A 22,640-nucleotide genomic window follows, 5' to 3' on the forward strand; every position below is an offset into this window, starting at 1 on the left:
CCGTCGCGGAGACCCTGGGATGACGAAACGATGGGTGTCGCCGCTAGTTATCAAAGCCTGCCAACCCTCGGGAAATCGTTGATTTGGCTGGCTCGGAAAAAAGTTGTCCAAGGTGGCACCTGACGGGTTGCCGGTTGCGCACAACGCCAGTATAAGCCGCTTCGTCTGAGCGCGCCCATCGTCTAGCGGTTAGGACACCGCCCTTTCACGGCGGTAACAGGGGTTCGATTCCCCTTGGGCGTACCAGAAAAATAATGCGTTTAGCGCAAACCTCCCTCCCAATGTGGCCAATTTCGCCTGGCTCTCTGCCGCGGTCTTCAACTGACGCGCAGTCTTCCGCGATCACACCATAGGCTAACGCGGCCACACAGGTCATAATCCTGCTACAAAGTGGTCGATTCCTCAGGGATGTAGCCGCTCCAAGAGCCCGCCGCAGGTCGCCCCCGTGGCGGGCTTTTCATTGCACGGTCGAGTTGGGTTCTCGGGCACTGCGACAATGAGAAAGCCCCGCAGTGGTAAGCCCGCATTTATTGCCTGGTTTCCCGGCTTTAAACAGCTGACTTCGCGGTGTACGGATTCGGGCAAACAAGCCGGATACTACCTGATGAAGGCGAGCCACCACGGTCAAAGAGTGGGTGTTGCAACCCCCTCGAGCGCAATGATCCTGGTGTTGGCGCAACGCTTCCGGATTTCAATAAGGCGGGCGTATTCCGGCGAATTGTACCAGCCCATCAACGACGTCATGTCGGGGAATTCGATAATAACCAAACGGTGTGGCTCCCAATCGCCCTCCAAGACCTTGGTCGCACCGCCACGACCTAGATATCTCCCACCATAACGCTCCTCGGTGGCTGGCACATCCCGCCGGTATTCCTCGAACGCGGCAGCGTCCTTTACGTCTACATCCGCGATCAGATAGGCGGCCATTTTCGCTTCCTCCTTCTCGACGGCGCCCGACCGTTACGCTCCGGTCGCGGGGGCGACGCCCGCCGGTCAAGACGCCCCTCTTCAGCGCTTCACCGGCAACCGCCGATGCGAAATCAAAAGCCGGTTACAATCCACGGATTGGCGTCGTATCCGAGGCGCGGCTCTGCCTTTGCGCCGCTATCTTCCGATTTGGCTGTTCCGGTGAAACCACAGTCCAGATTTGGAGCGGGCTTCTTGGCTGACGGGTTGGTGGAACACAAGGCGGCGGCGTCACTGACCGCCGCCTTCTTTTCCTTGGCAACAGCGACACCAGCCGCAGCGAAGACGACAGCCGCGCAAAATACAGCCACTCTCATTGGAACCCCCACATTGCACCCGACGGATGGTCGGACATGATGACGTTACGTCATCTTAACATTAGCACTAACGAATATATTAGCTAGCCCTGTGCCATCAAAAGCTGGCCGGAGTGCCAAGCTTGCGTCGTGGCCGCCAAAACCGGTGCGATCTGGACACCGGCCGGCATGAGTCGCATTCTGCCCGTTGGAGAAGGGTGTGGATAAGCCAAATACAGGGGCTGATCAGGCTAAACGCTGGCGGGACCTGGCCCTGCGCGGCCGGAGGCGTCTGTCACACAACGTCATGTCGTGGGCGCTGATCCTGACGGCGATAACCATTCTCGGTGGCCTGATCGCGTTCAAAGCGTACAAATGAGCAGAGCCCAAGCGCGCATTCTCGCCGACGGTTATCGGCCACAGCCTAGCCGCTGCCAAGCAGTGGCACGGTAACGGTTGTCGCGTAGTTGATCGGGAAGGAACTGAAGTAGGGAAAGTCGATGACGAAGGCATAGGCGGCGGTCAGATGCGCCATGCGGAAGCCGCCGCTCACCGGGTCGATGGCGATGGTGACGTTCACGTCCTTGAACCCCAAGGCCTGCAATTTCTGCGTGGCGATCGATTGAATGTCGGCCTGGGTCAGCGTGTTTTTAAGCTGCAGCGAGCGCGCTGACGTCTCCAGCGTATAGCGAACACTGGAGACCGAGTGCATCGACCAGCCAAAGGCGAATATTCCGAACAGCAGCATGACAAGGAAGGGCGCGATCAGCGCGAACTCCAGCCCGGCCCCGCCCGATCGATCCCGCCGGAACGCGCTTACCCTAGCGGACACGGATCGTCTCCTGGTGACCGATGACGGTGGAAGTGGCAAAGGCGCCGAAGGCAATTGGCGGCACCCAGGTGCCCGATGCCTGTATCTGGACATAGACCGCTGGCACCTTCGGCCCACTGCACATGGTGGACGCGTCGACCACCGTCGCCCCGCACATACGGATGCGGCTTAGCGTGACCTGGCCGTCTTCCGGCCGATTTTCCCAGCTCGCAATGGCAAGGGCCTGGGTCGCTGCATCATCGGTCGATCCGCTCATGACCAGGTTCGCGGCGGTCTTCACACCGGCGCGCATCGACAGTGAACTCGTTACGTAGGACCAGCCGTCCAGAATACCAAGCAGCACTAGGCACAGAATCGGCAGCACCATCGCGAACTCGACCGCCGCAACGCCCGAATCATCGCCAAGGATCGGTATCGATCGGTGACGCACGGCGCTACTCGGACAGTGCCACGGACCGCGCGGCTGGAATGTTGGGCACTCCGAGGCTCGAGCAATCCTGATTGATGGTTGAGTTACCGGACCATTGGATCGTATTGGCGACGACCCTGGTGCAGCCGCCATTGCCCGAGAAGTTGCCAAGATAGTTCACTTGCTGCTTGGGGAAGTAGATGGCCCCGGTCAAAAGCGAGTCCGCTGTGCCGTTGAATGTGCTGGATGCGATCATGCCGGTCCTGTCGCCGTAGAACAGAACGCCTGAGTAGGTGCCCGAAGTCGCCGCGCTGAGCTTCACGGACGCATTGCCATTCATGCTGACGGTCGAACTGCCCGACATGAAGATGGTCACCCCGCTGCCGGTGATGGCTGCGTTGGCGTTTATCTTGAAACTGCCCTGGACGACATAGACGCCGGGCGAAAGCGTGACATTGCCCTTCAGGTTCATGCCGCTGCAATAGGTGCCTGGACCGAGCGTCGCCTTGTTGTCGTTCTGGCAGGGGGTCGCGGCCACCGGGGCCGGCAGGTCGACAAAGGGATCGCCGGCAGGCAGTGCCTGGGTGATCGGGACCGCGCAGACGGTGGTGACGGGGTTGCTGAGAGAGACACCGCCTGCCGATATCAGGCAATCGGCCTGCAGGCCGGCCGAACCCTGAACCTTGATGGCGTCCGAGGCGATCGAATTGGACATGACCGAGCAGCCGTTAAGCTTAACGCTGGTGCTGCCGGAAAACAGCGCCGCCTGCGAAGCGGACGGATCGAGCGCGAGCATGCAAGCACTCGAGGCATCGGTAATAACGGCCACCGCCCTCGCCTGTTCGGGGACCTTGTCTTGCGTGAAGATCAGGGTGAACATCCGGTCGAGCTGCTGGCCGACGATCACCTCGACCGCTTTTTTCGCCGTATTCGGGCCGGAGGCCGGCGGCGTGTTGACGACGATCGTGCCCGAGCCCAGTCCGTTCGACGCCGCGGACTGGGTCGCAGCCGCGACGATCGTCGGCTTGTCGGAACCCGAGATCTGTTCGAGCGCACCGGCATAGGCGGCTGCATCGGCCGTCGCCTGTAACCTCAGGCTGTTGTAGTACCAATAGGAGGTCTCGACGCCGAAGCCCGCAGCGCCGACAACGACCGGCAAGGTCAGAGCAAAAATGGTAGCGACGTTTGCGCCCGTGCTCCGGCGCATGGCGTCCATTACAAGCCGAACACGGGTGAAGCTACTCAAGGCCATGGTTTAAATTAGAAAGCACGCATAAATGAACGAATGGCTAAAAAGTTCGTTGCATTTTTGAGCAGTGGTCCATTGGCTTCAAAAAAGAAGTGTTTCGCTGGCTGACCAACGCGCAAGCGCATCGATGTCTCAGAGTGGGCCGCCCCTCAAGGCCGGCGGGAAATTGCCGGATTCGCAGCCGAGACCGCGCGAACAACGACCGGGTCTCGAAAAACACACCGGAGTAAACGTATTTACAAATTACTGATGCATGTATGGAGGATGGAGGTTCAGGATTTGCTTCAAGCGGAAAGAATTGGCATCGACTCCGCGACCGTATCAGCCAACATCTCTCGCTGCACGGCCAGGAAAAACCTGCGCACTTCATCGCTGGCTGCTGTTCTGTCCCTGCCGGACCCGACGACGAGATCGAGCAACTCCGACGCCTTGGCTCTCCAGAACGAGGTGGCGGTCTCGCCATGCAGGTTGCCGAGCTTGGCAGCAACCTCCCTGACCAAGAATACCTGACGGTCGATCGGGAACGCACGGACTTTTTCTGGGGACATCTTCCAAACCATGAGACTGACGCAACGAATCAACCATTGCCAACAAGCAATGGCGTAGCCGGGAAGGTGGAAACGGAAGCTTAACGGCGCTGAGGTGGGTGCAACGTGGGGCGGTCGTCGGGGACGAAAAGGGCGCAGCCCTACGCACGCGCCATCGCCATGTGCGTTCAACGCGATTGTTGACGTAGGAATCGGGGCAAGCGAAACGGCGTCGGCCCTCAGGCCTGGAGCGCCCTCGCCTCACCGCCGCGCTTGCGCGGCGTCATCATGTCTCTTGCCATTAGTCCGCTCGCCCGGCAAAACGCCATGAACGCCCGGCAGGCGTCCTCGGTCTTGACCACGTCCACCGTGGCGCCAAAGCAGGCGTTGAACGCTTTCTGATAGATCGGGCCCTGACGGCGCGCAGGCCAGTCCTGGAGAAAATCGAGCGCCTGTTCGACGCCATAGATCTCCTCGACCGGCAGACCGGGTCCAGGCGCTATGCGCACCGGCACCTCGAATTGCAGTCTGTCCATTTCCTGTCTCCCGAACCGGCGTCACCGCAGCAACGCCGTTCGTCGTCAAAAGTTGCTTTGATCGGCTTTGACCCAGAAATGTGTCGTCACTTGGGTCGCTGAACCGCCACGCCGCCCAGAATAGATCGCGCTCCCGAGATATGTCTTGGGCGACATACGCTCACTGGTTCGCCGGATCCGTCTCCGCGTCGAAGGCCATGCGAATGGCGGCGATCAGTACAAATACCGTCGGCACGGCGAAGATGCCGCCGAGAACAAGGGCCGCCATCGCCGACAGGCCGAGCGTCTCGGCAACCGCCCAATAGACGGTTCCGATGCAGATGAGCGCCTGGACGCAGAGGAACGTGGCAGCCGAGGCCGCGCGCGACAGGGTTTTGAAAGTCTTGATGCGTTGTTGCATTGAAATAATTCGGAAATGACGCGCCGCGCGACCGCTGCGCGGCCGACAGCCGCCGCACGATCACGACGCGAACAGGAATAGCGATGAGGTGGGGGTACGGCCCTGGGCCGCTCAGGCCGTGATGGTCGGGGGTGCGCGCGGCTGGTTGGTGCTCGCCCCGGGAACCGAGGCGGCCCCATATCCCGAGACCATCGCTCTTTGCGATGGCCGTTCGGCCCAAAGAAAAACAGCGGCGGGGACCGGAAGCGCGGGGTGGCCGCCGGCGAACTTGACCAGGACCGGACGGCCGGCACGAACCTCCAGCGCTTGCGCCTTGCCGGTGACACGCAGCAGCGCCGCCACTTCGCCCGACCGCTCGACACCGACGCTGACACCGCTTGGCGCAGACCCCGCAAAGCCTGACGCCACCGGCAGGCCGAAGCACAGCATCGCGAGCAGCACCATGCCCATCAGGCATGAGCACGCTGCCGTCAGCGGCGCTTCAGGCCATCCGGTTTGCCTGGCCGCCGCGCAGGGACGCGATCTCGAAAACATCACCCGCCCTAACGCACCATGGCCAGAAAGGGAAGCAAACCGGGCAAAAACTGGCAAGACATCGCCCTTGCGAGGCAAATATCGGGAAGCGCGCGGCCGCATCAGACAGTTCTTCCTTGAACCTTTTGCCCTCAAGTGCCAAATCTGGGGAAATTTTCACGCTGGCTCTCCTGCAGAGCCCTACCCGCTACACGGACAAAATGGTCACCTATCTCGACGCTGCCACGGCCCCGCTCAGAAATACCGGCCAGATCCGCCTCTATGGCGAAGACGGCTTTGCCGGCATGCGCAAGGCATGCGATCTCACCGCACGCTGCCTCGACGAGTTGGTGCCGATGGTCCAGCCCGGCGTCACCACCGAAGCAATAGACCGCTTCGTCTTCGAATTCGGCATGGACCACGGCGCGCTGCCGGCGACGCTCAACTATCGCGGCTACACGAAATCGTCCTGCACCTCGATCAACCATGTCGTCTGCCATGGCATTCCCGACAACAAGCCGCTCAAGGATGGCGACATCGTCAACATCGACGTCACCTACATCCTCGACGGCTGGCACGGCGATTCTTCGCGCATGTATCCGGTCGGCACGATCAAGCGCGCCGCCGAGCGCCTGCTCGAAGTCACGCATGAATGCCTGATGCGCGGCATTGCAGCGGTCAGGCCTGGCGCCCGCACCGGCGCCATCGGCGCCGCCATCCAGACCTTTGCCGAAGGCGAGCGCTGCTCGGTGGTGCGCGACTTCTGCGGCCACGGCGTCGGCCAGTTGTTCCATGACGCGCCGAACATCCTGCATTACGGCAGCGCCAATGAAGGCGTCGAGATGCGGCCAGGCATGATCTTCACCATCGAGCCGATGATCAATCTGGGCAGGCCGCATGTGAAGGTTCTGTCGGACGGCTGGACTGCGGTGACGCGCGACCGCTCGCTGTCGGCGCAGTACGAGCACACGATCGGCGTGACCGACACAGGGTGCGAGATTTTCACGCTGTCGCCCAAAAAGCTCGATCGCCCCGGCCTGCCGGCTTAGAGCGCGTCTGCCCGGCAGGAGGCCGTCTATGCCGACTGCACGCCAGCGGCATTCGGCAGGTCGATGGTGACGACCAGTCCGCTGGGCTGGTTGTCCTCCAATTCGATCCTGCCGCCGTGACCCTGGACGATGTCGGCAACAATCGACAGGCCCAGACCGAAGCCATGCTTCGATGCAATGCCGCGCGACGCGTCTTCCTTGAAGAATGGTTCGAAAACACGGGCGCGTGCCGTCATCGGAATACCCGGCCCGTCGTCCCCTACCGTGATGCGCGCCGCCGTGCCGGTCGCCGTCAAGGCGACCGTGACGTTGCCAGCGAATTTGACCCCGTTGTCGCAGAGATTGGCGATCGCACGCGCCAATGCATTGGGCTTGCACCAGCCCAGGAGCCGGTCCGGCCCGGAATATGAGACAGGAAATCCGACATCGGAGAACTCGGCGCAGACGGTTTGCAGAACGCTGGCAATGTCGGCGAGCTGCAGCTTCTCCGTCGAAACATCGTTGCGCAGATAGGTCAGGGTCTCGTCGATCAAGATTTCGATGTGCTGGACATCGGACAGGATTGCGGTTCGGATGGGGCCATCATCCATACGCTCGGCGCGAAGCCGCAGCCGCGTCAACGGCGTGCGCAGATCATGACTGACGCTGCGCAACATGCGCGTGCGATTTTCGATCATCGTGCGGATGCGCGTCCTCATCCTGTTCAGGGCGCGCGCCAATCCCACCATTTCAATGGAGCCGTGTTCGACGAAGAGCTGTTCGCCATTCTCAATCTCGGCCGAACCGACTGCTGCCGAGATGCGCTTCAATGGATCCGTCACGGCCCAAACCGCAAACAGCCAGATCAGCACGGGCAAGGCGACGAAAGCCATGAACCTGTAGAACGAGGCACGGACGAGGCCCGATGTCAGCCAGGAATCGGGCATGCCGAAATGGGCCAGGACGTCCTGCTGGTCCAAGTCGATGACAAACGCGTATCGGCCGCCGATCCTTAGCCAGCGTCCATCAACCGTCCCCCTGTCGATACGCAAAAGCCATTCGACACTTCGCCATTGCAGATAGGACTGGGGAATGCCGCGTATCTGGTCCTTGGGCAATATCTCGAAATCAAAGCCGGCCCGCTTTGCTGTCGCCAGAATTGCGCCACGCGCCTCCGCCGGCGTTTCTTGCAACAAGGCAGCAACAACGCCTGCACGCCTTGCGTTATCTTCCGCGGCGGGAAGGTCGACGTTCTCGATGAAACTCTCAACGACTGAGCCGACGAACATGATCACGATCACCGCGATGAAAATGATCGCCACAAACTGCCCACGCACGGACTGCGGCAGGAAACGGCGGAGGATACCACTCATGCTTCCTCCACCGTCGCGGTGAAGATGTAGCCACCCAACCGAACGGTCCTCAAAAGCACCGGATCGCGCGCATCCTTTTCGATCTTCCTGCGGATTCGACTGATATGGACATCGACGCTACGCTCAATCGGCCCCGCGAGCCCGGCATGGGTTACGCCCAGAAGTTCCTCGCGAGAGAGAACCCGGCCCGCATTGCGACAAAACGCAAGCAACAGGTCGAATTCATGCGTCGTGGTCGTAACCCGCGCATTGTTGGGGTCATGCAATTGCCGGCGTATTGGATCGAGGCGCCAGCCGTTGAAACGGAGCACCTTCGACCAGTCCCGCTCGTCTGGAGCATAGGCTGTACGGCGCAGCAGCGCCCGTATCCTGGCCGTCAGTTCGCGCGCGCTGAACGGTTTCGTCACATAATCGTCGGCGCCGATTTCCAGCCCGAAGATGCGGTCGATTTCCTCGCCGAGCGCGGTCAGCATCAGGATCGGAATGTTGGTTCCGGCACGAAGACGGCGGCAGATGTTGAGACCATTTTCGCCCGGCAGCATGACATCGAGCACGATGAGATCGAATTTCTGGTTGCGAAGCGCGGCGTTCATCTGGACGCCGCTCTCGGCAATTTCCACGATCATGCCGTTGTCGGTGAGCGTCTCGCCCAGCATGCGCGCGATCTCAAGATCGTCTTCGACAATGAGGATGCGCGAACCTTGCCTGGCCGACCTGGATTCGGCGCTCAAATCGCTTTGGTGCCGTTGCTGTGCCATTCCGGAGTTTGTCTAGCCTGCATTTGGTGCCTGGGTAGGCGTCAGAACCGATATCCGACGAGAAGCATCCCTGAAGGCTGGATCTTTTCGAGGACAACAGGGCTGTCGGCAGCATCACCCAAGAGAACACCGACCCCCGCTTCGCCGCGCACCATCCAGCTCTCGTCGAGCATATATGTGGCGGAAATCGAAAAATCGGCGCGCTTCAAACCGGCGCCGGCATCATAGCGCGCCAGCCCCGAGCGAGCCGATTGTTCGGGCGTGACACCAAAATAGGCCTGCATGTAATTTTCGTCGGCGAAGACGGCGGACGCGCTGGCGCCGATCATCAACGATTGAGACAGAGGCCGGGTCACCTCGATCCCCACCCTGCCCTCAAGGCCATCGCTGCCGCCGATGGTCTTGTCCAGTTGCGCGAATATTTCGGCCGGACCGAACTTCGCCGCTGCCTTCACGCCGACCGTCGCGCCCATGTCGACGTCCCCCAAGCCGCGCAGATGGTCGGAGTCGTCTTCCTTGCGGCCCATCTCGTAGCCAAGCCGAGCGCTGAACGCGAACGGTCCTTGTTCATAGACGGCGATGTTGGCACCTGTCGGGTCTATCGTCACCGTGTCGAGGAATGTCGCCGTGACGAAAGGCACCGGCATGATCTTGAACTCATTGCTGCCTTCGTATTTGGGGACGATGATGGCGCCGCCGCCAAGCACGACATGCCAGTCGGCCAGCTTCTGTTCGAAACGCCCGAAACGGGAAGGCTCGGGCGGCAGGGTAAAATCATCGGAATTCACCGCAATGGCGTCTGCCGCCAGCGCGCCCTCCGAATGCGTCGAAAGCAGGATTGCCATGGCCGCGAGAGATGCCCGGCCGGCCAACAGTCCAGAGTCAATTTTGGCGAACATGCGCGCTCCAGTATAGCGAGGCAACGAGCCTCCGATGGCGCCAACATGTCAGGTGAAAGTGGCCGCATGCGTTAAGTGATGTTAAGTTTTGTTGCGCAATCGTGGTTTCATCTTGCTGTATGAGAAAGCCATGGCGATCTGCCGTGGGGCGTTTCGCGATCGGGGAACAGAACTGTTTCAATCCCGGCCAGAACAGTTCTAATGTCTGCGCTGGAGCAATGTGGGCGGTGTATGGGGAACACAAACGACGACGACGAGCGGAGTTTCTTCTCCGAAGCGCCGATGCGGCCTGCGGCGAAAGCCAAGGCGACGCTCGACGAAAAGCCGCATTACCTCGGTCACCGCGACCGACTGCGCGAGCGTTTTGCCCTGGCGGGTCCGGACGCCCTGCCCGATTACGAACTTCTGGAACTTCTGCTCTTTCGCCTGATCCCTCGTGCCGACACCAAACCGGTGGCCAAGGCGCTGCTGGCGCGCTTCGGCACGCTGGCCGAAGTGCTCGGGGCGCCGGTTGGCCTCTTGCAGGAGGTCAAGGGCGTTGGCCCTGCGGTGGCGCTCGATCTCAAGATCGTCGCGGCAACCGCGCAGCGCATGGCGCGCGGAGAGGTGCAGGGTCGCGAAGTCCTCTCGTCCTGGACACAGCTTCTTGCCTATTGCCGGTCGGTCATGGCCTTCGAGGCGCGCGAGCAGTTCCGCATCCTGTTCCTCGACAAGAAGAACGCGCTGATCGCCGACGAGGTTCAGCAGACAGGCACCGTCGACCATACGCCCGTTTACCCGCGCGAGGTGGTCAGGCGCGCCCTCGAACTCTCGGCCACCGCCATCATCCTGGTCCACAACCATCCCACTCGCTTCTTTTCGATCACGCACAATCACGTTTTAGCACGTTGATACATATTTCTTTTTCGACTTGCCGAAGAGTCGGACATTGTGGCATATTGGGGTCGGTTCTAGGGGGATCGAAACCCATTTTAAACCCAACCACAGACCCCTACTACCCGTCAGCCGATCCCACTCGAAAGTCTACGGGAGACCCCAGTGCCAAGCCTTACCGATGGAGAGATTCGCCGCGCTTTGAAGCAGGTCGAGGAAACCGGAAAGCAACAGAACCTTGTCGATGGCGAGGGCCACGGAACAGGCCGCCTCGTTCTAGTGATAAAGCCAATGCCGACCCGCGTAACGGCGGACTGGATGGCCCAGCAGTGGCGAGACCAAAAGCGTCTCAAGAAAAAGCTCGGCTCGTATCCGTCAATAGGTCTCAGCCAAGCCCGCGAGATTTTCAGACGCGACTTCGCCAACATGATCCAGAAGGGACGCAGCATCAAGATTGCGGGCGACACGGGACCCGGCACGGTCGCCGATCTGTTCGAGGCTTACGTCGCGTCGCTCAAGGCAGATGGAAAACCGTCCTGGAAGGAGGCCGAAAAGGGCTTGAACAAGATCGCCGATTCGCTCGGTCGCAGCCGCCCTGCCCGCGACATCGAGCCTGATGAGATCAGGGACATTATTCGTCCGATTTTTCAGCGAGGCAAACGGTCCATGGCCGATCATGTTCGCAGCTATATTCGATCGGCCTACAGTTGGGGGCTGAAATCCGAGCATGACTACCGCTCAAGCTCGGTCCGTCGCTTTCGTCTCGTTTACAATCCAGCTGCAGGTATTCCAACCGAACCAAAAAACGTTGGAACGCGCTGGTTGGACGAGGAGGAATTTATCCGTCTCTATCGTTGGCTCGAATCTCCCGATGCGCCGGTCCATCCCCCTTACACGCGTGCCGTAAGAATTCTTATGCTGACCGGCCAGCGCGTCAAGGAGATCGCTCGGCTACACGTCGATCAATGGGATGCGGCCGAGCGCATCATCGATTGGTCCAAAACTAAGAATGGAAAGCCTCACGCCATCCCGGTGCCCAAGATCGCGGCCGAACTTATCGGGTCGATCAAGCCGAATGAATTTGGCTGGTTTTTTCCATCCGCAACCGACCCGTCCAGGCCGGTCAGCCATGGCACGCTCTATTCGTTCATGTGGCGCCAACGCGATCGCGAGGTCATCCCCGTCGTGACTAACCGCGATCTCCGGCGAACCTGGAAGACGCTCGCCGGAAAGGCAGGGCTCTCTAAGGAGATCCGAGACCGATTGCAGAACCACACTCTGCAGGACGTCAGTTCCAAGAGCTACGATCGCTGGAATTATATGCCGGAAAAGCGTGCTGCCATGGCGCGGTGGGACAAGTTTGTCCGCGAGATCCTGATGAAGAAGAAGCGTAAAGCCGCACTCAAGGAAGCTGCATGACCATCGGTCATCGCCGGCAGTGATAGAGCTTCACCTGGGGCACAGACTACGAATCTGGGGGTCAGGAGTTCGAATCTCTTCGGGCGCGCCATTCCATCCGATTGAAATCACTAGTGTTTTTGGCGCCAACAACGAAGCGGTGCCGGCTTGATTTTTGGAATTCAGCCGGTTTTTCAGCCGGTTTTGGAAAAACGGACATTCCTTCGAACCATGTCGCAGCCTGGCGAATGGTGGCCTCCTGTTTCCTGTTGGTCAACGCTGCTGGATAAAAATCGCACGGATGTAGCTCGCGATCGTGGCGGCTAGCTCGCGTAGGCTTGGGGCAGCGGGTGTTGATGTGAGCGGCTTCATGACGCAAAACCTAGGGAATGACAGTTCGAAAAAAGGCAAACCGTCTTCAACTGCCGCCGCTTGTTGCAGGCGAATGGCGTGGTGAGATTGTTGGCTCAGCCAACATCAATTTTGGCCAGTCCGTGCAGCCCGGACCACCACGCCAATCAGTCGAGTTCAGCTATGTCATACTGGCCGCGTCGCTCATCATGCCGAACGCAGCATTCAGATGGCCTGGCGTCGTCATGATCATGGCCCCAACGCCCATGAAGACAGAACATCCCGACGCGGGCGCACTTTTTGAAGCCGATCAGCTGGCGTCGCTGAGCCTCTCCCTTGAAGTCACCAGGGCGCAATTTTCCGACATGCTGCCACGCTTCGAGGCGAAACGATTCAGGGATTTTCACTTTAAGGTAGAGGACAAGGACGCAGACGGTAGATGGCCGGTGCGAAGTTGGGGCATGGGAACCGCTCGGCTTTGAATGCCTGCTTACGATACTCGCAAGTTGCTAAGAGACAGCCGCAAGCGTCCATCAACCCGTCTTGCGGTCGGCAGGCATGGGTTCAACGGTCGCCTTGGTGTCCCTATTCGCGTCGAGCCCCAATTCCTCCCCCAATGCGGCGATTAAGGCTGCCACGCGACTACGCACCCGTGGAGGAAGCTGCATCAGGCCCTCGATCAGGCGCCGGCCTTCCGCGCTGGCGATAAAGTCGATGCGCTCATCGACCGGCAGGGGCGAAGCGTTGCGGCTTGTCTCGTCATTTCCGGGCAGGCCTTCGAAAAAGCGGCTGACAGGAACGCCAAGCGACTTAGCAATCTCGTAAAGCATGGATGCGCTCACGCGGTTCCTCGCAGTCTCGTATTTCTGGAGCTGCTGGAAGCTGATACCGATGGATCGGGCAAGCTGTGCCTGCGAGACGTCCGACTGCACGCGGATCGTGGCGATCTGCCTACCAACATGCTGATCGGCGGGATGAGGTGCCATTCCGGCCCTTGCCCACACCTCGAATCGGGTCAGCTTCGATTCCGGCAAAGCCTTCTGATGCTGCATTTATCACTCCCGACTGGAGAGTTTGTCGCGGTACGCTCCCGCGAAACTCACCAAACTTTCAAATGCTCAGGGAGTGCAAAACCTTCCTAGTTGGCTCTGTGGCCTTTGGCTTCGGGTAATCCGGATTACCCGAAAGGTCAGAGAGTTTGATACCATTTTGCTGGCACCAATCGCCAGTAGGGTCTTGCAGCCCGAAGATCCTCGTCTCGTCCGCGGCACGATCGCCAACGTCATAAAAGCGAATACATATTATAGTTGATAAACTCAAAGTGTGTAAATTGCCAAGTCTGCGCACATGGACATGCGCAAACTCGTGGGCCGAAACTTCGGTCGCTTGCGTCGGGAGAAGGGCCTGACCCAGGAACAGGTGGAAGCGCGTTCAGGGTTTAGCCAGCAATATCTAAGTGGTCTGGAACGCGGTCGTCGCAACCCGACGGTCATCACGCTCTATGAGTTGGCTCAGGCAATAGATGTGAGCCATGTGCAACTTGTCGAACCCGACGTTGAAGAAATTTAGATAGCTGCAATGGCAGACCGATGCGCCTCTTGTGAGATGCGCTTTCCGAAAAGCGTTCGTAGTCAGTTCCCTCGGCCATGAGATAGCTTGTGTCCTGATCCGTCGATCTGGCGACGCATGGTAGCAATGTGCCGCCGCCACCCGGCTCTCCAATAAGCTTGCGGTGCCAACATTGTCCTGGCTGATTCTGGTTGATGACTTCAGTTGCCCGTGGCCAGAAGTTCGAGGCCTACTCGTCGCCAGGGCCGGCACGCGAGGCCTCGTTGGCGCTGTTGCTTAGAGAATGACGATGGATGCGGTTAGCGACATCTCATTGACGTCGACTTTCGAGACCTGGCCACGAGCGAGTTGCAACTCTCGAATGACTTGCTTGCTCGCGTTGACGAATGGCGTCGAATCAGCCAGATTTTTCCCGATGTCTGAAATGGGGCCGGAAGCGGACCGACGGCTCTGTTGTGAGTTAGGAAGAAAGCCGACCTCCGCATTACGACCCAGCGCTGTGCTCGTTGAACCAGTGGCAAGCATCGGCTTTTCGCTACGAAACGCCCGCTCCGGCAGGAGTTGTCACGCACCAGCGAGGACGCCAAGCCTATCCAGAGCAGGGGCAAGCCCTTTCAACGACACGGGAAGGACCACGTCCTTCTGGTCCGTGCTTCTGACCTTGATCTTCAGCACCGAACCGGCCCGCAAAGCTGCCACTGTTTCTTCCCCGAGGCTGAGCGGCACGATGCAGCCGGCCGGCACGCAGGTCGAGAAGCGTAGCGCCTCCAGCGCTTGGCCGTCGTCGATCTGCAATGTGGCGCCGGCGTCGAGCAGAAGGCCAAACGGAAGCACGAGGTTGCCGGCCAACGTCCCATCGCCGTTTCGCCTGAGTTCGACAGCCATCACCCGCTGTCCGTTCTGCTGCGTCTGTTGCTGGGAGACAGCGCAGGCCACGGCCGATGTGCTGCTTTGACAGGTCAGGTTCCAGTCCTGATAGCTTTCCTGAAGTGAAGTCGCACCGCCGGGAAGACCGCTCTTCTCCTGAGCAAATGCCGAAATCGCAAACCCCATCACGAGCAGCGCGGTCGCCACCAGCAAAAGGCTTCTGCCCCAGTTCCTACGGGTCATTCTTCATCCATTCCTATCAAAACCGGCGCACTCGAACCGGGCTCATTGTTCCTATTAACCGTCCGCCTGGCCCACTACCAATTCACGCTCAGCCCGAGCTTCGCGCCGATCGATCGGCTGTCGCCGAACTCCTTCAGGCTCGACTTTGCGAAGGCCTCGCCGAAGACCGTGTAGCGATCATCGTTCCAGGAGAGGGATCCGCCGAGGCCGACACCGCCCCAGAGCGGCTGGTCGTGCTCGTGGAGTGCGGTGCCCGACACCTCCACGTCATTGCCGTCGAGGAAGTCGTAGTAGAGGTTGGCAACGCCGTAGAGGTGCGAGCGGCTGACCTTGCCCTGGACACCGGTCCAGGCATCCTCATAGTCGAGCGACAGGCCGGCACGGCCGATCAGCGCTTCGCTGCTGTCAAGCGACACCGCCGCGTCGAACGGATCGGTGAAGCTGTCGAAGCTGACCGAGGAATAGGAGAGCTGCGCCTGCGGCGTCAACGTCCATTTGGCCCCGAGCGCGAACTTCTGGCCGGCTTCGATGCTCACAGCATAGCCGAAGCCGTTATTGCCCTTGGCAAGCTCGCTGCCCAGCGAGGATGACTTCAGGTCGCTGTCATACCACGTCACCTGGGCCTGGCCGTCGGTGTAGAAACCGTTGTCGCCATACCAGGTCAGCGTACCGGCGAAACCGTAGCCTTTGGCATCGATTGAGCCGACGCCGTAGATGGAGGAGATGTCCGAGGAAGCCGTGCCGTAGTGGAAAGAGACACCGCCAAGCAGGATGCCGGTGGCATCTTCATAGAGAAGGCCGTCGACCCCGGTCTCCAACTTCCATGTCGTCACGTCATAGTCCGAGACCGTTGTGGCGCTATCGGGGCTCTGCTTCGTGTGAGCGCCCTCGATGCGTGCCCAGATCGCGTTCTGCGTCGGAACGCTGCCGATCTCGTCGGCGCCTTGAGCGGCACCCACCCACGAGCGGTTTCCGACGCGCTGCTGCAACGTGTCCAGTTCGTTGAGGCTTTGCAGGACGCCCGGATAGGCTTCATAGATCGGTACGGCCGGCGAATAGAGCGGGTTCGGCGAACCATTGATCAGCGCCGAACGGAGATACCAGTCACCGTCCGTCGGCGTGCTCACGCCATTCTGGTAGAGCCGGTAGGCATAGGCGCCGCTGACCACGGCCTGATCGCCCTGGAAGACATAGTCGCCGGCCAGCGAGAAGGCACCGGCCGAGCTTCCGTCGACATCGACGATCTTGACTCCCTCGACAGTCTGCGCCCCTGCCCCGCCGACATTGGCGACGGCAAGAATGCCGGTGCCGGAGGTGCTGCCATGGATGACGACCTTGTCGGTGGTCGAAGCATCGCCATCGAGCGCGGCATTGAGGAAGATGGTTCCGCCGTTCCCAGTGTAATTGCCATTGATGGTCAGCGTCGTTCCGGGCGCGGTGCCCAACCGTACCGACCCGGCATTGCCGAGCGAGGCCACGGTCTGGTTGAAGCCGCCGAGGTCGAGCGTTGCGCCGGACGCAATCGTATATGCCGAGGCCGCACCAAGCGCGTTGGTGGCGCCGGCCGCCAGAGTGCCCTGCTGCACGGCGGTCGGACCGGCGAAAGCGGAGCCCCCCGAGGCCAGCACAAGGGTACCATCTCCGGCTTTGGTGAATGCACCCGAACCGGTCAACGCGCCGTTCAGTGTCAAGGTCGTGGCGGCTGCGGTGGAGATGGTGCCGGAGCTCATCACATTGACCGCGCGCGAGGTGGCAAAACTGTCGGTCGTATGCAGCGTGCCGCCGTCGAAGCTGAGCCCGCCGGCGGCGTCGCCCAGATTGGCGTCAGTTGAGACCTGCAACGTGCCGCCATTGATCGCGGTGCCGCCGGTGTAGGTGTTGGTCCCGGTCAGCACCAGCGTGCCGCGGTCGGACTTAACCAGCTGTGCGTCGCCCGAAAGAACCGAGGCGATCGTCGCCGTCATTCCGGCGCCAGCCGCCGTGCCGTCACCGACGACGATGCTGCTAGATGGTCCGGTGAGCTCGATGCCGCCGCCCTGGACAACGTAGCCATCGGTCATGAACTGCATGCCGGAGGCTGTCACCTGGCCCAAACCGTCGTCCACTGTCACCGTGCCGGCCTGGCCGGCAAAGATGGCGAAGGAAGCGTCGGCGAAGGGAGCGTTGACCGTGCCGGTCTCGTTGGTCCAGTTGTCGTTGCCGGCCGAAGTCTGCCAGACGCCGTCGCCGCCATTGATCACGCCGTTGTTTTTCGGGCCGGCATTGCCGTCCCAAAAGTTGAACGTCAGACCTTCTGTGTTGACGAGGTTCACTTGGTGATCGATCGAGGTCTGGATCGAATAGCCAGTCGACGGGATCGTGCCGACGGCAAGACCGTTGTTGGTCAGCGTGCCGTCATAGCTGAAGACGCGGTAGACGCCGGGGCCGAAGGTGCCGCCTGCGCTGGTGGTGACGTTGAGCGTGCCGTCGAGGACGAGATTGCCGCCCACTGTCGTCAGGTCATTGCGAGCTCCGCCGACGACGTCAGCCTGTCCAAAGGAATAATTCAGGACCGAGCCGCTCGACAGATTGAGGTTGCCGGCGATCGCCAGCGTGCCCGGTGTGCCGTCGGCCGAGCCGGGCGACAGTGTTCCTCCGTCGGCGACGGTCACATCGCCACCGATCGAGCCCTTGCCGCCGATCGTTGCGCCGCTCGCGACCGATACAAGGCCGGTCGCCGCGCTGTTGTCGCCATCGACATAGAGTCGACCGGCCGCCACCGTGGTTGGCCCCGCATAGCTGTTGGTCCCGGATAGAGTGAGTGCTCCGACACCCGTCTTGTTCAAACCGCCAGCCCCGGTGAGCAAGCCCGAGAGGGTAAGCGCCGCATCGGTCTGGACAGTGCCGGTACCCGAAGTGAGAGTGACATTGCGCGCCGAGGAGAAGGCCGCGGTGGTCTGCAGCGTTGTGCCGTCGTCCAGGCTCAGATTGCCAGCTGTGTCGCCAAAATTGGCATCGGCCGACACCTGCAGTGTGCCACCCTTGATGGCCGTGCCGCCGGTGTAGCTGTTGGTGCCTCCAAGCACCAGCGTGCCAAGATCCGTCTTCACCAGCTGGGTGGCGCCGGTGAGGTTGGAAGCGATCGTTGCCGTGTAGGCGGCGCCGGGCAGCGTGCCATCGCCAACGCGGATGGTCGACTGCGGTCCGAGCAACTGGATATCCTGCCCCTGGATTGCGTAGCCGCTGGTGGCGAACTGCATCCCTGCAGCCTGAACCTGGCCATTCGTGTTGTCGACGGTGACGAGGCCGGAGCTACCGGCAAAGATCGCAAAGCTGCCGTTCGAGAAGGCAGCGTTCAGGTTGCCGTTCGCGTCGGTCCAGTTGTCGTCTCCGGAGGCCCGCCAGGTGCCGTCCCCTCCGTTAACGACGTCATTGCTCTTGGGACCGGCGTTGCCGTCCCAGAAATTGAGGGTCTGGCCGCTGATATCTACGAGATTGACCTGTCCTTCAACGGACGTCTGCACCACGTGATTGGGCGACGTCGTGTTCAGACCATTGTCCGCAAGCGTTCCGTCATAGCTGATGACGCGATAGATGCCCGGTCCGAAATTGCCTTCGGGGGCTTCCGTGACATTGATCGTGCCGTCGAGCGTAAGGTTACCATGAACGACGGTCAGATCGTTGTAGGCGCCGCCGACCACTCCCGCCTGTCCGAAGGAATAGTCGAGGATAGAGCCACCGGCCAGCAAAAGGTCGCCATTGATGGTGAGCGTGCCGGGAATGGTGCCGACACCACCGGGAGCCAGCGTGCTCGACAAAACGATCACATTGCCGCCGATAATGCCATTGCCACCCAGCGTGCCCCCATCGTTGACAGCCGTTTGTCCGGTCGCCGCGCTCTGGTCGCCGTTGATGTAGAGGGAACCGCCCAGGACCGAAGTTGTCCCGGTATAGCTGTTATCAGCTGTTAGGACCGTGGTGCCGACGCCCACCTGCACGACTTCGCCACCGCCGGAGATCACGCCGTCGAAACTGTACAGGTTTGAGCGGTCGAAAGCCATGGCCCCGTTGTTGACAACATCGCCCAGGATCGAGCCCGTTGTGCCACCGTTGCCGAGCTGCAGAATTCCGCCAGCAATGGTTGTGCCGCCAGTATAGGTGCTATCGCCACTCAGCGCGAGAAAGCCGCCCGCCGACGTAAGTGCACCGGACCCGTCTATCGAGCCGCCCCAGTTCACGAAATTGTCAACCGCAATCGTGCCGCCCCCGGCGTTGAGCGTTACGTCTCGTCCGGACGAGAAACCCACTCCGGCTACATGGAGCGTCCCCCCGTCGACGGTGACCTTTCCGGCCGCATCGCCAAGATTGGCGTCGGCCAGGATTTGGACCGTGCCGCCATTGATGAACGTCCCACCCTGATAGGTGTTGGCGCCGGTCAGGTTGAGCGTGCCGCCGCCTTCCTTGGTCAGGGCGCCAGCACCGCCGATCGTGTTGCCGAGAAACAGGCTGGTCGCATTGTCGGTATCGAAAGTGCCGCCGCCGGCGTTGAGCACCACGGAACGCGCGGCAACGACATTGGCCGTGGTGTGCAGTGTGCCGCCGTCGAGCGAAAGAAGTGCGGCAGAGTCGCCGAGTTTGCCGTCGGCATCGATCTGCACCGTGCCGCCATTGATGGCGGTGCCGCCGCTGTAGGTATTGTTGGCGCCGGTGAGGATCAGCGTGCCCGCGTCGGTCTTGACCAGTTGCCCAGTGCCGGTGAGGCTCGAGGCAATGGTTGCCGTATAGCCAGCGCTCGCCGCCGAGCCGTCGCCGACGCGGATGATCGATTGCGCATTGACCAGCGCGATGTCTCCGCCCTGCACCACATAGCCATTGGTGGCGAACTGCATGCCGGCAACGCCGACCTGGCCGTTGGTGTTGTCGACCGTCACGGTGCCTGCGGTTCCCTGGAAGATGGCGAAGCTGGCATTGGCGAAGGGAGCGGCGAAGAGCCCGGTCGATTCCGTCCAGTTCTGGTCGCCGGCGGCGCGCCAGGTGCCGTTGCCGCCATTGACGATGCTGTTGGAATGCGGACCGGCGTCGCCGTCCCAGTAGCTGAGCTGCAGCCCCGCCGAATTGACCAGGTTGACCTGATTGGCCACCGACGTCTGCACGACGTAGTTGGGATCCGTGACGTTGAGGCCGTTGTCTGTCAGCGAGCCGTTGTAGTTGATGACCCGGTAGACGCCGGGGCCGAAATTGCCGCCTGCGCTCTGTGTCACGTTCAGCGTCCCGTCGAGGGTCAGGTTGCCCCCGACATTGACCAGGTCGTTGAGCGCGCCGCCAGGCACATTGGCCTGGCCGAAATTGACGTTGAGGTTCGAATTGCCCAACGACAAATTGCCGTTGATGGTCAGCGTGCCTGGGGCATTGCCCGCGTCGCCGGGGCTGAGCGTGCCGCCATCGGCGACCGTGATGCTGCCGCCGATGGTGCCAGTGCCCCCCAGTGTCGCGCCGCCCGAGACAAGGGTTGCGCCGGTGGCGCCCGATTGGTTGCCGTCGACCAACAGCGTGCCGGCCTGAACATTGGTCTGGCCACCATAGGTGTTGGTGCCGGTCAGCGTCGTCGTGCCGGTGCCGAGCTTGTTCACCGCGCCGCTGCCCGAGATCACGCCGCCAAAGGTGTAATCACTGTTCAGGTTGAAGGCGAGCACGCCGTTGTTCGCCACCGTCGGCGTCGTAAGCGCGCCGTCGATCGCGCCGTTGCCGACCTGCAGCGTGCCGGCCGAGATGGTCGTGCCGGCGGTGTAGCTATGCGCTCCGGTCAGCGTCAGCGTGCCGGCGCCTTGCTTGAGCAGGCTCTCGAAGTTGGTGACGTTCGCGCTATCGAGGGTACGCCCAGCGTTGGTGACCACCTGCAGCGTATCGCCAACGCCGCTCTGGCCGCCGGTGCCGGCGTTGACGCCAACGCCGCTGAGCACCGCGGTGTCGTTGAGCACCAGCGTATCGTTGCCGGCGCCCAGGTTGAGCGCCGCGGCACCCGTGGCGAGCGTGCCCGAGACGTTCACGACATCGTTGCCGCCGCCGAGGTCACCATTGCCCCGCAGCGTGCCCCCCGTATTGATGTTGATCGCGCTCGCCCCTGCAACGCCGGTCAAGACCGCAGGGCCGCCGGCGGCGGCCCCGACCGTGCCGTTCACGGTCAGCGTCGAACCGGCATTCATGGCCAGTGTTGGTGTCGTCAGCGTCTTGCCCGCATCGACCTGAAGCGTGCCGGCATTCACGGTGGTTCCGCCGCTGCTCGTCAGGTTGCTCGCAAGCTGCAGCGTACCAGCGTCGACCCGCGTTGTGCCGCCAATGCTGCTATCGACCGCGGAGGTCAGCCTGGTGGTGCCTGGGCCGATCTGGGCGATATTGCCGGCGCCACTCAAGCTGCCGGCGAAGTTGAATGTGTCGCTTCGGTTGAACGACAGCGTCGAGGTCGAATTCACGACGACCACATTGCCGGTGCCGGCATTGCCCGTGGTGCCGCCGTTACCGATCATCAGATTGCCGTCATTGATGATCGTGCTGCCGCTGTAACTGTTGTTGCCGGTCAGCACCCATGTGCCGGAATCGTTCTTGGCAAGTTGGGTCAGGCCGCCGGGACCATCGACGATCGAGCCTCCCATCGTGTTGAGGCCGGTGTTGGTGCCGCCGAGAGCCAGCGTCCGGTTGCCGTTGCCGGTGTTAAGTGCCGAGCCCGTATTGCTGAAGACAACCGCGCCGGTGCCCGAGGATTCGATGAAGCTGACACCAGTCTGCAATGTGAACAGGCGATCGGTGGTGTCGCCGGTGCCGGTATAACGCAACGTAGAGCCGGTGCCGATCACGAGGTTGGCGGCGGCGCTCGACGACTGGCCTATCGAACTGGCCTGGCCGCCATTGGCCAGCTTGTCGACAGCAAGCACGCCGCCGCTGATAGTCGTTATGCCTGTATAGGTGCTGGACTGGTTTTTGAGCACCCAAGTGCCAGTGCCGGTTTTTGTGAGCGCCGTGGTGCCAACGGTAGGATTGTCGATGCGCGCGGAAAGCGAGTTGTCGGCAGTGCTGAGGCCCGAGAGTTGCAGCGTCCGGTTGCCGTTGCCTGACATGGTGATAGGCGCGGTGCTCGTGAAGTTGATGGGGCCTGGGCCCGAGGCAAAGGCGTCGAGCCCGCCGCCATTGGGGCCGAGCGTGAACTGCCGGTCGGTGCTGTCGCCGGTGCCGTTGTAGCGAAGCACGCCGCCATTGAGGACCAGATTGCTCGCAGCCGAGCCCGAGGCTCCGATCGAGCTGTTGCTGCCGCCGTTGGTGAGTTTTGCCACCGCAAGGATGCCGCCGTTTATAACGGTTGGACCGCTGTAGCTGCTGGCGCCGCCGGACAGCGACTGCGCGCCGGCGCCGTTCTTCACCAGTCCGCCGCTGCCGCTGATCGCACCATTGTAGTTCCCGCCACTGCCGTCACTGATGGTGAGTGTCGCGTTGCCAAGCGTGATGTTGCCGCCGGTAACGCCCAGGTTAATCTGACTGATGTAAAGGACGGTATTGTTGAAATTGTTCAGGTCCAACGTTGC

The 22,640-nt window shown here is 61.3% G+C and carries 21 protein-coding genes and 1 tRNA gene; 7 read left to right on the plus strand and 15 right to left on the minus strand.

The genetic code is table 11. The annotated features are described in order from the left end of the window. Positions 1–171: 171 nt before the first annotated feature. A tRNA-Glu gene (locus tag EOB80_RS09585) sits at positions 172–246 on the plus strand. 378 nt (positions 247–624) lie between these two features. Here the strand turns inward: EOB80_RS09585 and EOB80_RS09590 are convergent. Continuing rightward, positions 625–927 (minus strand): DUF1330 domain-containing protein, encoded by a 303-nt coding sequence (locus tag EOB80_RS09590; protein WP_127327465.1) that lies wholly within the window; start codon positions 925–927, stop codon positions 625–627. A gap of 555 nt (positions 928–1,482) precedes the next feature. Between EOB80_RS09590 and EOB80_RS09600 the strand changes: the two genes are divergently transcribed. Beyond that, positions 1,483–1,641: a hypothetical protein gene (locus EOB80_RS09600; RefSeq protein WP_127327467.1), complete on the plus strand. Its 159-nt coding sequence runs from the start codon at positions 1,483–1,485 to the stop codon at positions 1,639–1,641. Between the two features lie 45 nt (positions 1,642–1,686). Here EOB80_RS09600 and EOB80_RS09605 read toward each other — a convergent pair whose 3' ends face one another. The 7 genes from EOB80_RS09605 to EOB80_RS09635 all read right to left on the minus strand — a co-directional run bounded on the left by EOB80_RS09605 (position 1,687) and on the right by EOB80_RS09635 (position 5,749). Beyond that, positions 1,687–2,094, minus strand: coding sequence for a TadE/TadG family type IV pilus assembly protein (locus tag EOB80_RS09605; protein WP_127270088.1), 408 nt, complete (start codon positions 2,092–2,094; stop codon positions 1,687–1,689). Beyond that, entirely contained in the window at positions 2,084–2,524 is a 441-nt protein-coding gene (locus EOB80_RS09610; protein ID WP_245466311.1) for a TadE/TadG family type IV pilus assembly protein, read from the minus strand. The genes EOB80_RS09605 and EOB80_RS09610 overlap by 11 nt, the downstream gene beginning before the upstream one ends. 4 nt (positions 2,525–2,528) lie before the next feature. After that, a complete protein-coding gene (locus EOB80_RS09615; RefSeq protein ID WP_164762565.1) occupies positions 2,529–3,755 on the minus strand; it encodes a pilus assembly protein TadG-related protein in 1,227 nt (408 codons plus the stop codon). A 281-nt stretch (positions 3,756–4,036) separates the two neighbouring features. Continuing rightward, positions 4,037–4,300, minus strand: a complete 264-nt coding sequence (locus tag EOB80_RS09620) for a DUF6074 family protein (RefSeq protein WP_023810460.1) — start codon at positions 4,298–4,300, stop codon at positions 4,037–4,039. 218 nt (positions 4,301–4,518) lie between these two features. After that, complete coding sequence (locus EOB80_RS09625; protein ID WP_127271426.1) at positions 4,519–4,815, minus strand: DUF982 domain-containing protein; 297 nt, start codon at positions 4,813–4,815, stop codon at positions 4,519–4,521. Positions 4,816–4,975: 160 nt separating this feature from the next. Next, complete coding sequence (locus tag EOB80_RS09630; protein ID WP_127322323.1) at positions 4,976–5,215, minus strand: hypothetical protein; 240 nt, start codon at positions 5,213–5,215, stop codon at positions 4,976–4,978. 111 nt (positions 5,216–5,326) lie between these two features. Further along, the gene (locus EOB80_RS09635) at positions 5,327–5,749 is read right to left on the minus strand and encodes a hypothetical protein (protein ID WP_127327469.1); all 423 of its coding nucleotides are present in this window, start codon (positions 5,747–5,749) and stop codon (positions 5,327–5,329) included. Between the two features lie 200 nt (positions 5,750–5,949). Here EOB80_RS09635 and map point away from each other — a divergent pair, with 200 nt between their 5' ends. Continuing rightward, positions 5,950–6,777 carry a type I methionyl aminopeptidase gene (gene map / locus EOB80_RS09640; RefSeq protein ID WP_013532002.1) on the plus strand — a complete coding sequence of 276 codons (828 nt, stop codon included), beginning with the start codon at positions 5,950–5,952 and terminating at the stop codon, positions 6,775–6,777. Between the two features lie 26 nt (positions 6,778–6,803). On the opposite strand, the gene EOB80_RS09645 is transcribed toward map, so the two are convergent. The 3 genes from EOB80_RS09645 to EOB80_RS09655 are packed head-to-tail and all read right to left on the minus strand — an operon-like array spanning position 6,804 to position 9,786. After that, entirely contained in the window at positions 6,804–8,129 is a 1,326-nt protein-coding gene (locus EOB80_RS09645) for a HAMP domain-containing sensor histidine kinase (protein WP_127327470.1), read from the minus strand. Next, complete coding sequence (locus EOB80_RS09650) at positions 8,126–8,887, minus strand: response regulator transcription factor (protein ID WP_032900681.1); 762 nt, start codon at positions 8,885–8,887, stop codon at positions 8,126–8,128. The genes EOB80_RS09645 and EOB80_RS09650 overlap by 4 nt, the downstream gene beginning before the upstream one ends. Before the next feature lie 41 nt (positions 8,888–8,928). Beyond that, positions 8,929–9,786 carry a MipA/OmpV family protein gene (locus EOB80_RS09655; RefSeq protein WP_127321127.1) on the minus strand — a complete coding sequence of 286 codons (858 nt, stop codon included), beginning with the start codon at positions 9,784–9,786 and terminating at the stop codon, positions 8,929–8,931. Positions 9,787–10,017: 231 nt separating this feature from the next. On the opposite strand from EOB80_RS09655, the gene radC reads away from it, so the two are divergent. From radC to EOB80_RS09670, 3 genes are all read left to right on the plus strand, one after another. After that, a complete protein-coding gene (radC, locus tag EOB80_RS09660; protein ID WP_127327471.1) occupies positions 10,018–10,677 on the plus strand; it encodes a DNA repair protein RadC in 660 nt (219 codons plus the stop codon). A 147-nt stretch (positions 10,678–10,824) separates the two neighbouring features. Next, positions 10,825–12,078, plus strand: coding sequence for a site-specific integrase (locus EOB80_RS09665; RefSeq protein WP_127327472.1), 1,254 nt, complete (start codon positions 10,825–10,827; stop codon positions 12,076–12,078). Between the two features lie 368 nt (positions 12,079–12,446). Next, on the plus strand, positions 12,447–12,890 hold the full coding sequence (locus EOB80_RS09670) for a hypothetical protein (protein ID WP_127327473.1): 444 nt from the start codon (positions 12,447–12,449) through the stop codon (positions 12,888–12,890). 51 nt (positions 12,891–12,941) lie between these two features. Here the strand turns inward: EOB80_RS09670 and EOB80_RS09675 are convergent, their stop codons facing one another. After that, the gene (locus tag EOB80_RS09675) at positions 12,942–13,460 is read right to left on the minus strand and encodes a helix-turn-helix transcriptional regulator (RefSeq protein WP_127327474.1); all 519 of its coding nucleotides are present in this window, start codon (positions 13,458–13,460) and stop codon (positions 12,942–12,944) included. A gap of 295 nt (positions 13,461–13,755) precedes the next feature. Here EOB80_RS09675 and EOB80_RS09680 point away from each other — a divergent pair, with 295 nt between their 5' ends. After that, positions 13,756–13,977 (plus strand): helix-turn-helix transcriptional regulator, encoded by a 222-nt coding sequence (locus EOB80_RS09680; protein WP_127327475.1) that lies wholly within the window; start codon positions 13,756–13,758, stop codon positions 13,975–13,977. A 276-nt stretch (positions 13,978–14,253) separates the two neighbouring features. Here EOB80_RS09680 and EOB80_RS09685 read toward each other — a convergent pair whose 3' ends face one another. The 3 genes from EOB80_RS09685 to EOB80_RS34465 form a co-directional block, all read right to left on the minus strand. Then, positions 14,254–14,502, minus strand: a complete 249-nt coding sequence (locus tag EOB80_RS09685; protein ID WP_127327476.1) for a hypothetical protein — start codon at positions 14,500–14,502, stop codon at positions 14,254–14,256. A gap of 39 nt (positions 14,503–14,541) precedes the next feature. After that, positions 14,542–15,051, minus strand: coding sequence for an invasion associated locus B family protein (locus EOB80_RS09690; protein WP_245466325.1), 510 nt, complete (start codon positions 15,049–15,051; stop codon positions 14,542–14,544). A 110-nt stretch (positions 15,052–15,161) separates the two neighbouring features. After that, positions 15,162–22,634, minus strand: a complete 7,473-nt coding sequence (locus tag EOB80_RS34465; protein ID WP_206516801.1) for an autotransporter outer membrane beta-barrel domain-containing protein — start codon at positions 22,632–22,634, stop codon at positions 15,162–15,164. Positions 22,635–22,640: the final 6 nt, after the last annotated feature.

Source organism: Mesorhizobium sp. M7A.F.Ca.MR.245.00.0.0, from assembly GCF_003997415.1.
Lineage (GTDB): Bacteria > Pseudomonadota > Alphaproteobacteria > Rhizobiales > Rhizobiaceae > Mesorhizobium.

Excerpts from the sequence above, each read along its gene's own strand:
- EOB80_RS09590 (WP_127327465.1), bottom strand. The coding sequence starts at position 927 with ATGGCCGCCTATCTGATCGCGGATGTAGACGTAAAGGACGCTGCCGCG.
- EOB80_RS09615 (WP_164762565.1), bottom strand. The coding sequence starts at position 3,755 with ATGGCCTTGAGTAGCTTCACCCGTGTTCGGCTTGTAATGGACGCCATG.
- EOB80_RS09620 (WP_023810460.1), bottom strand. The coding sequence starts at position 4,300 with ATGTCCCCAGAAAAAGTCCGTGCGTTCCCGATCGACCGTCAGGTATTC.
- EOB80_RS09625 (WP_127271426.1), bottom strand. The coding sequence starts at position 4,815 with ATGGACAGACTGCAATTCGAGGTGCCGGTGCGCATAGCGCCTGGACCC.
- EOB80_RS09630 (WP_127322323.1), bottom strand. The coding sequence starts at position 5,215 with ATGCAACAACGCATCAAGACTTTCAAAACCCTGTCGCGCGCGGCCTCG.
- EOB80_RS09635 (WP_127327469.1), bottom strand. The coding sequence starts at position 5,749 with ATGTTTTCGAGATCGCGTCCCTGCGCGGCGGCCAGGCAAACCGGATGG.
- map (WP_013532002.1), top strand. The coding sequence starts at position 5,950 with ATGGTCACCTATCTCGACGCTGCCACGGCCCCGCTCAGAAATACCGGC.
- EOB80_RS09645 (WP_127327470.1), bottom strand. The coding sequence starts at position 8,129 with ATGAGTGGTATCCTCCGCCGTTTCCTGCCGCAGTCCGTGCGTGGGCAG.
- EOB80_RS09650 (WP_032900681.1), bottom strand. The coding sequence starts at position 8,887 with ATGGCACAGCAACGGCACCAAAGCGATTTGAGCGCCGAATCCAGGTCG.
- EOB80_RS09655 (WP_127321127.1), bottom strand. The coding sequence starts at position 9,786 with ATGTTCGCCAAAATTGACTCTGGACTGTTGGCCGGCCGGGCATCTCTC.
- radC (WP_127327471.1), top strand. The coding sequence starts at position 10,018 with ATGGGGAACACAAACGACGACGACGAGCGGAGTTTCTTCTCCGAAGCG.
- EOB80_RS09670 (WP_127327473.1), top strand. The coding sequence starts at position 12,447 with ATGACAGTTCGAAAAAAGGCAAACCGTCTTCAACTGCCGCCGCTTGTT.
- EOB80_RS09675 (WP_127327474.1), bottom strand. The coding sequence starts at position 13,460 with ATGCAGCATCAGAAGGCTTTGCCGGAATCGAAGCTGACCCGATTCGAG.
- EOB80_RS09680 (WP_127327475.1), top strand. The coding sequence starts at position 13,756 with ATGGACATGCGCAAACTCGTGGGCCGAAACTTCGGTCGCTTGCGTCGG.
- EOB80_RS09685 (WP_127327476.1), bottom strand. The coding sequence starts at position 14,502 with ATGCTTGCCACTGGTTCAACGAGCACAGCGCTGGGTCGTAATGCGGAG.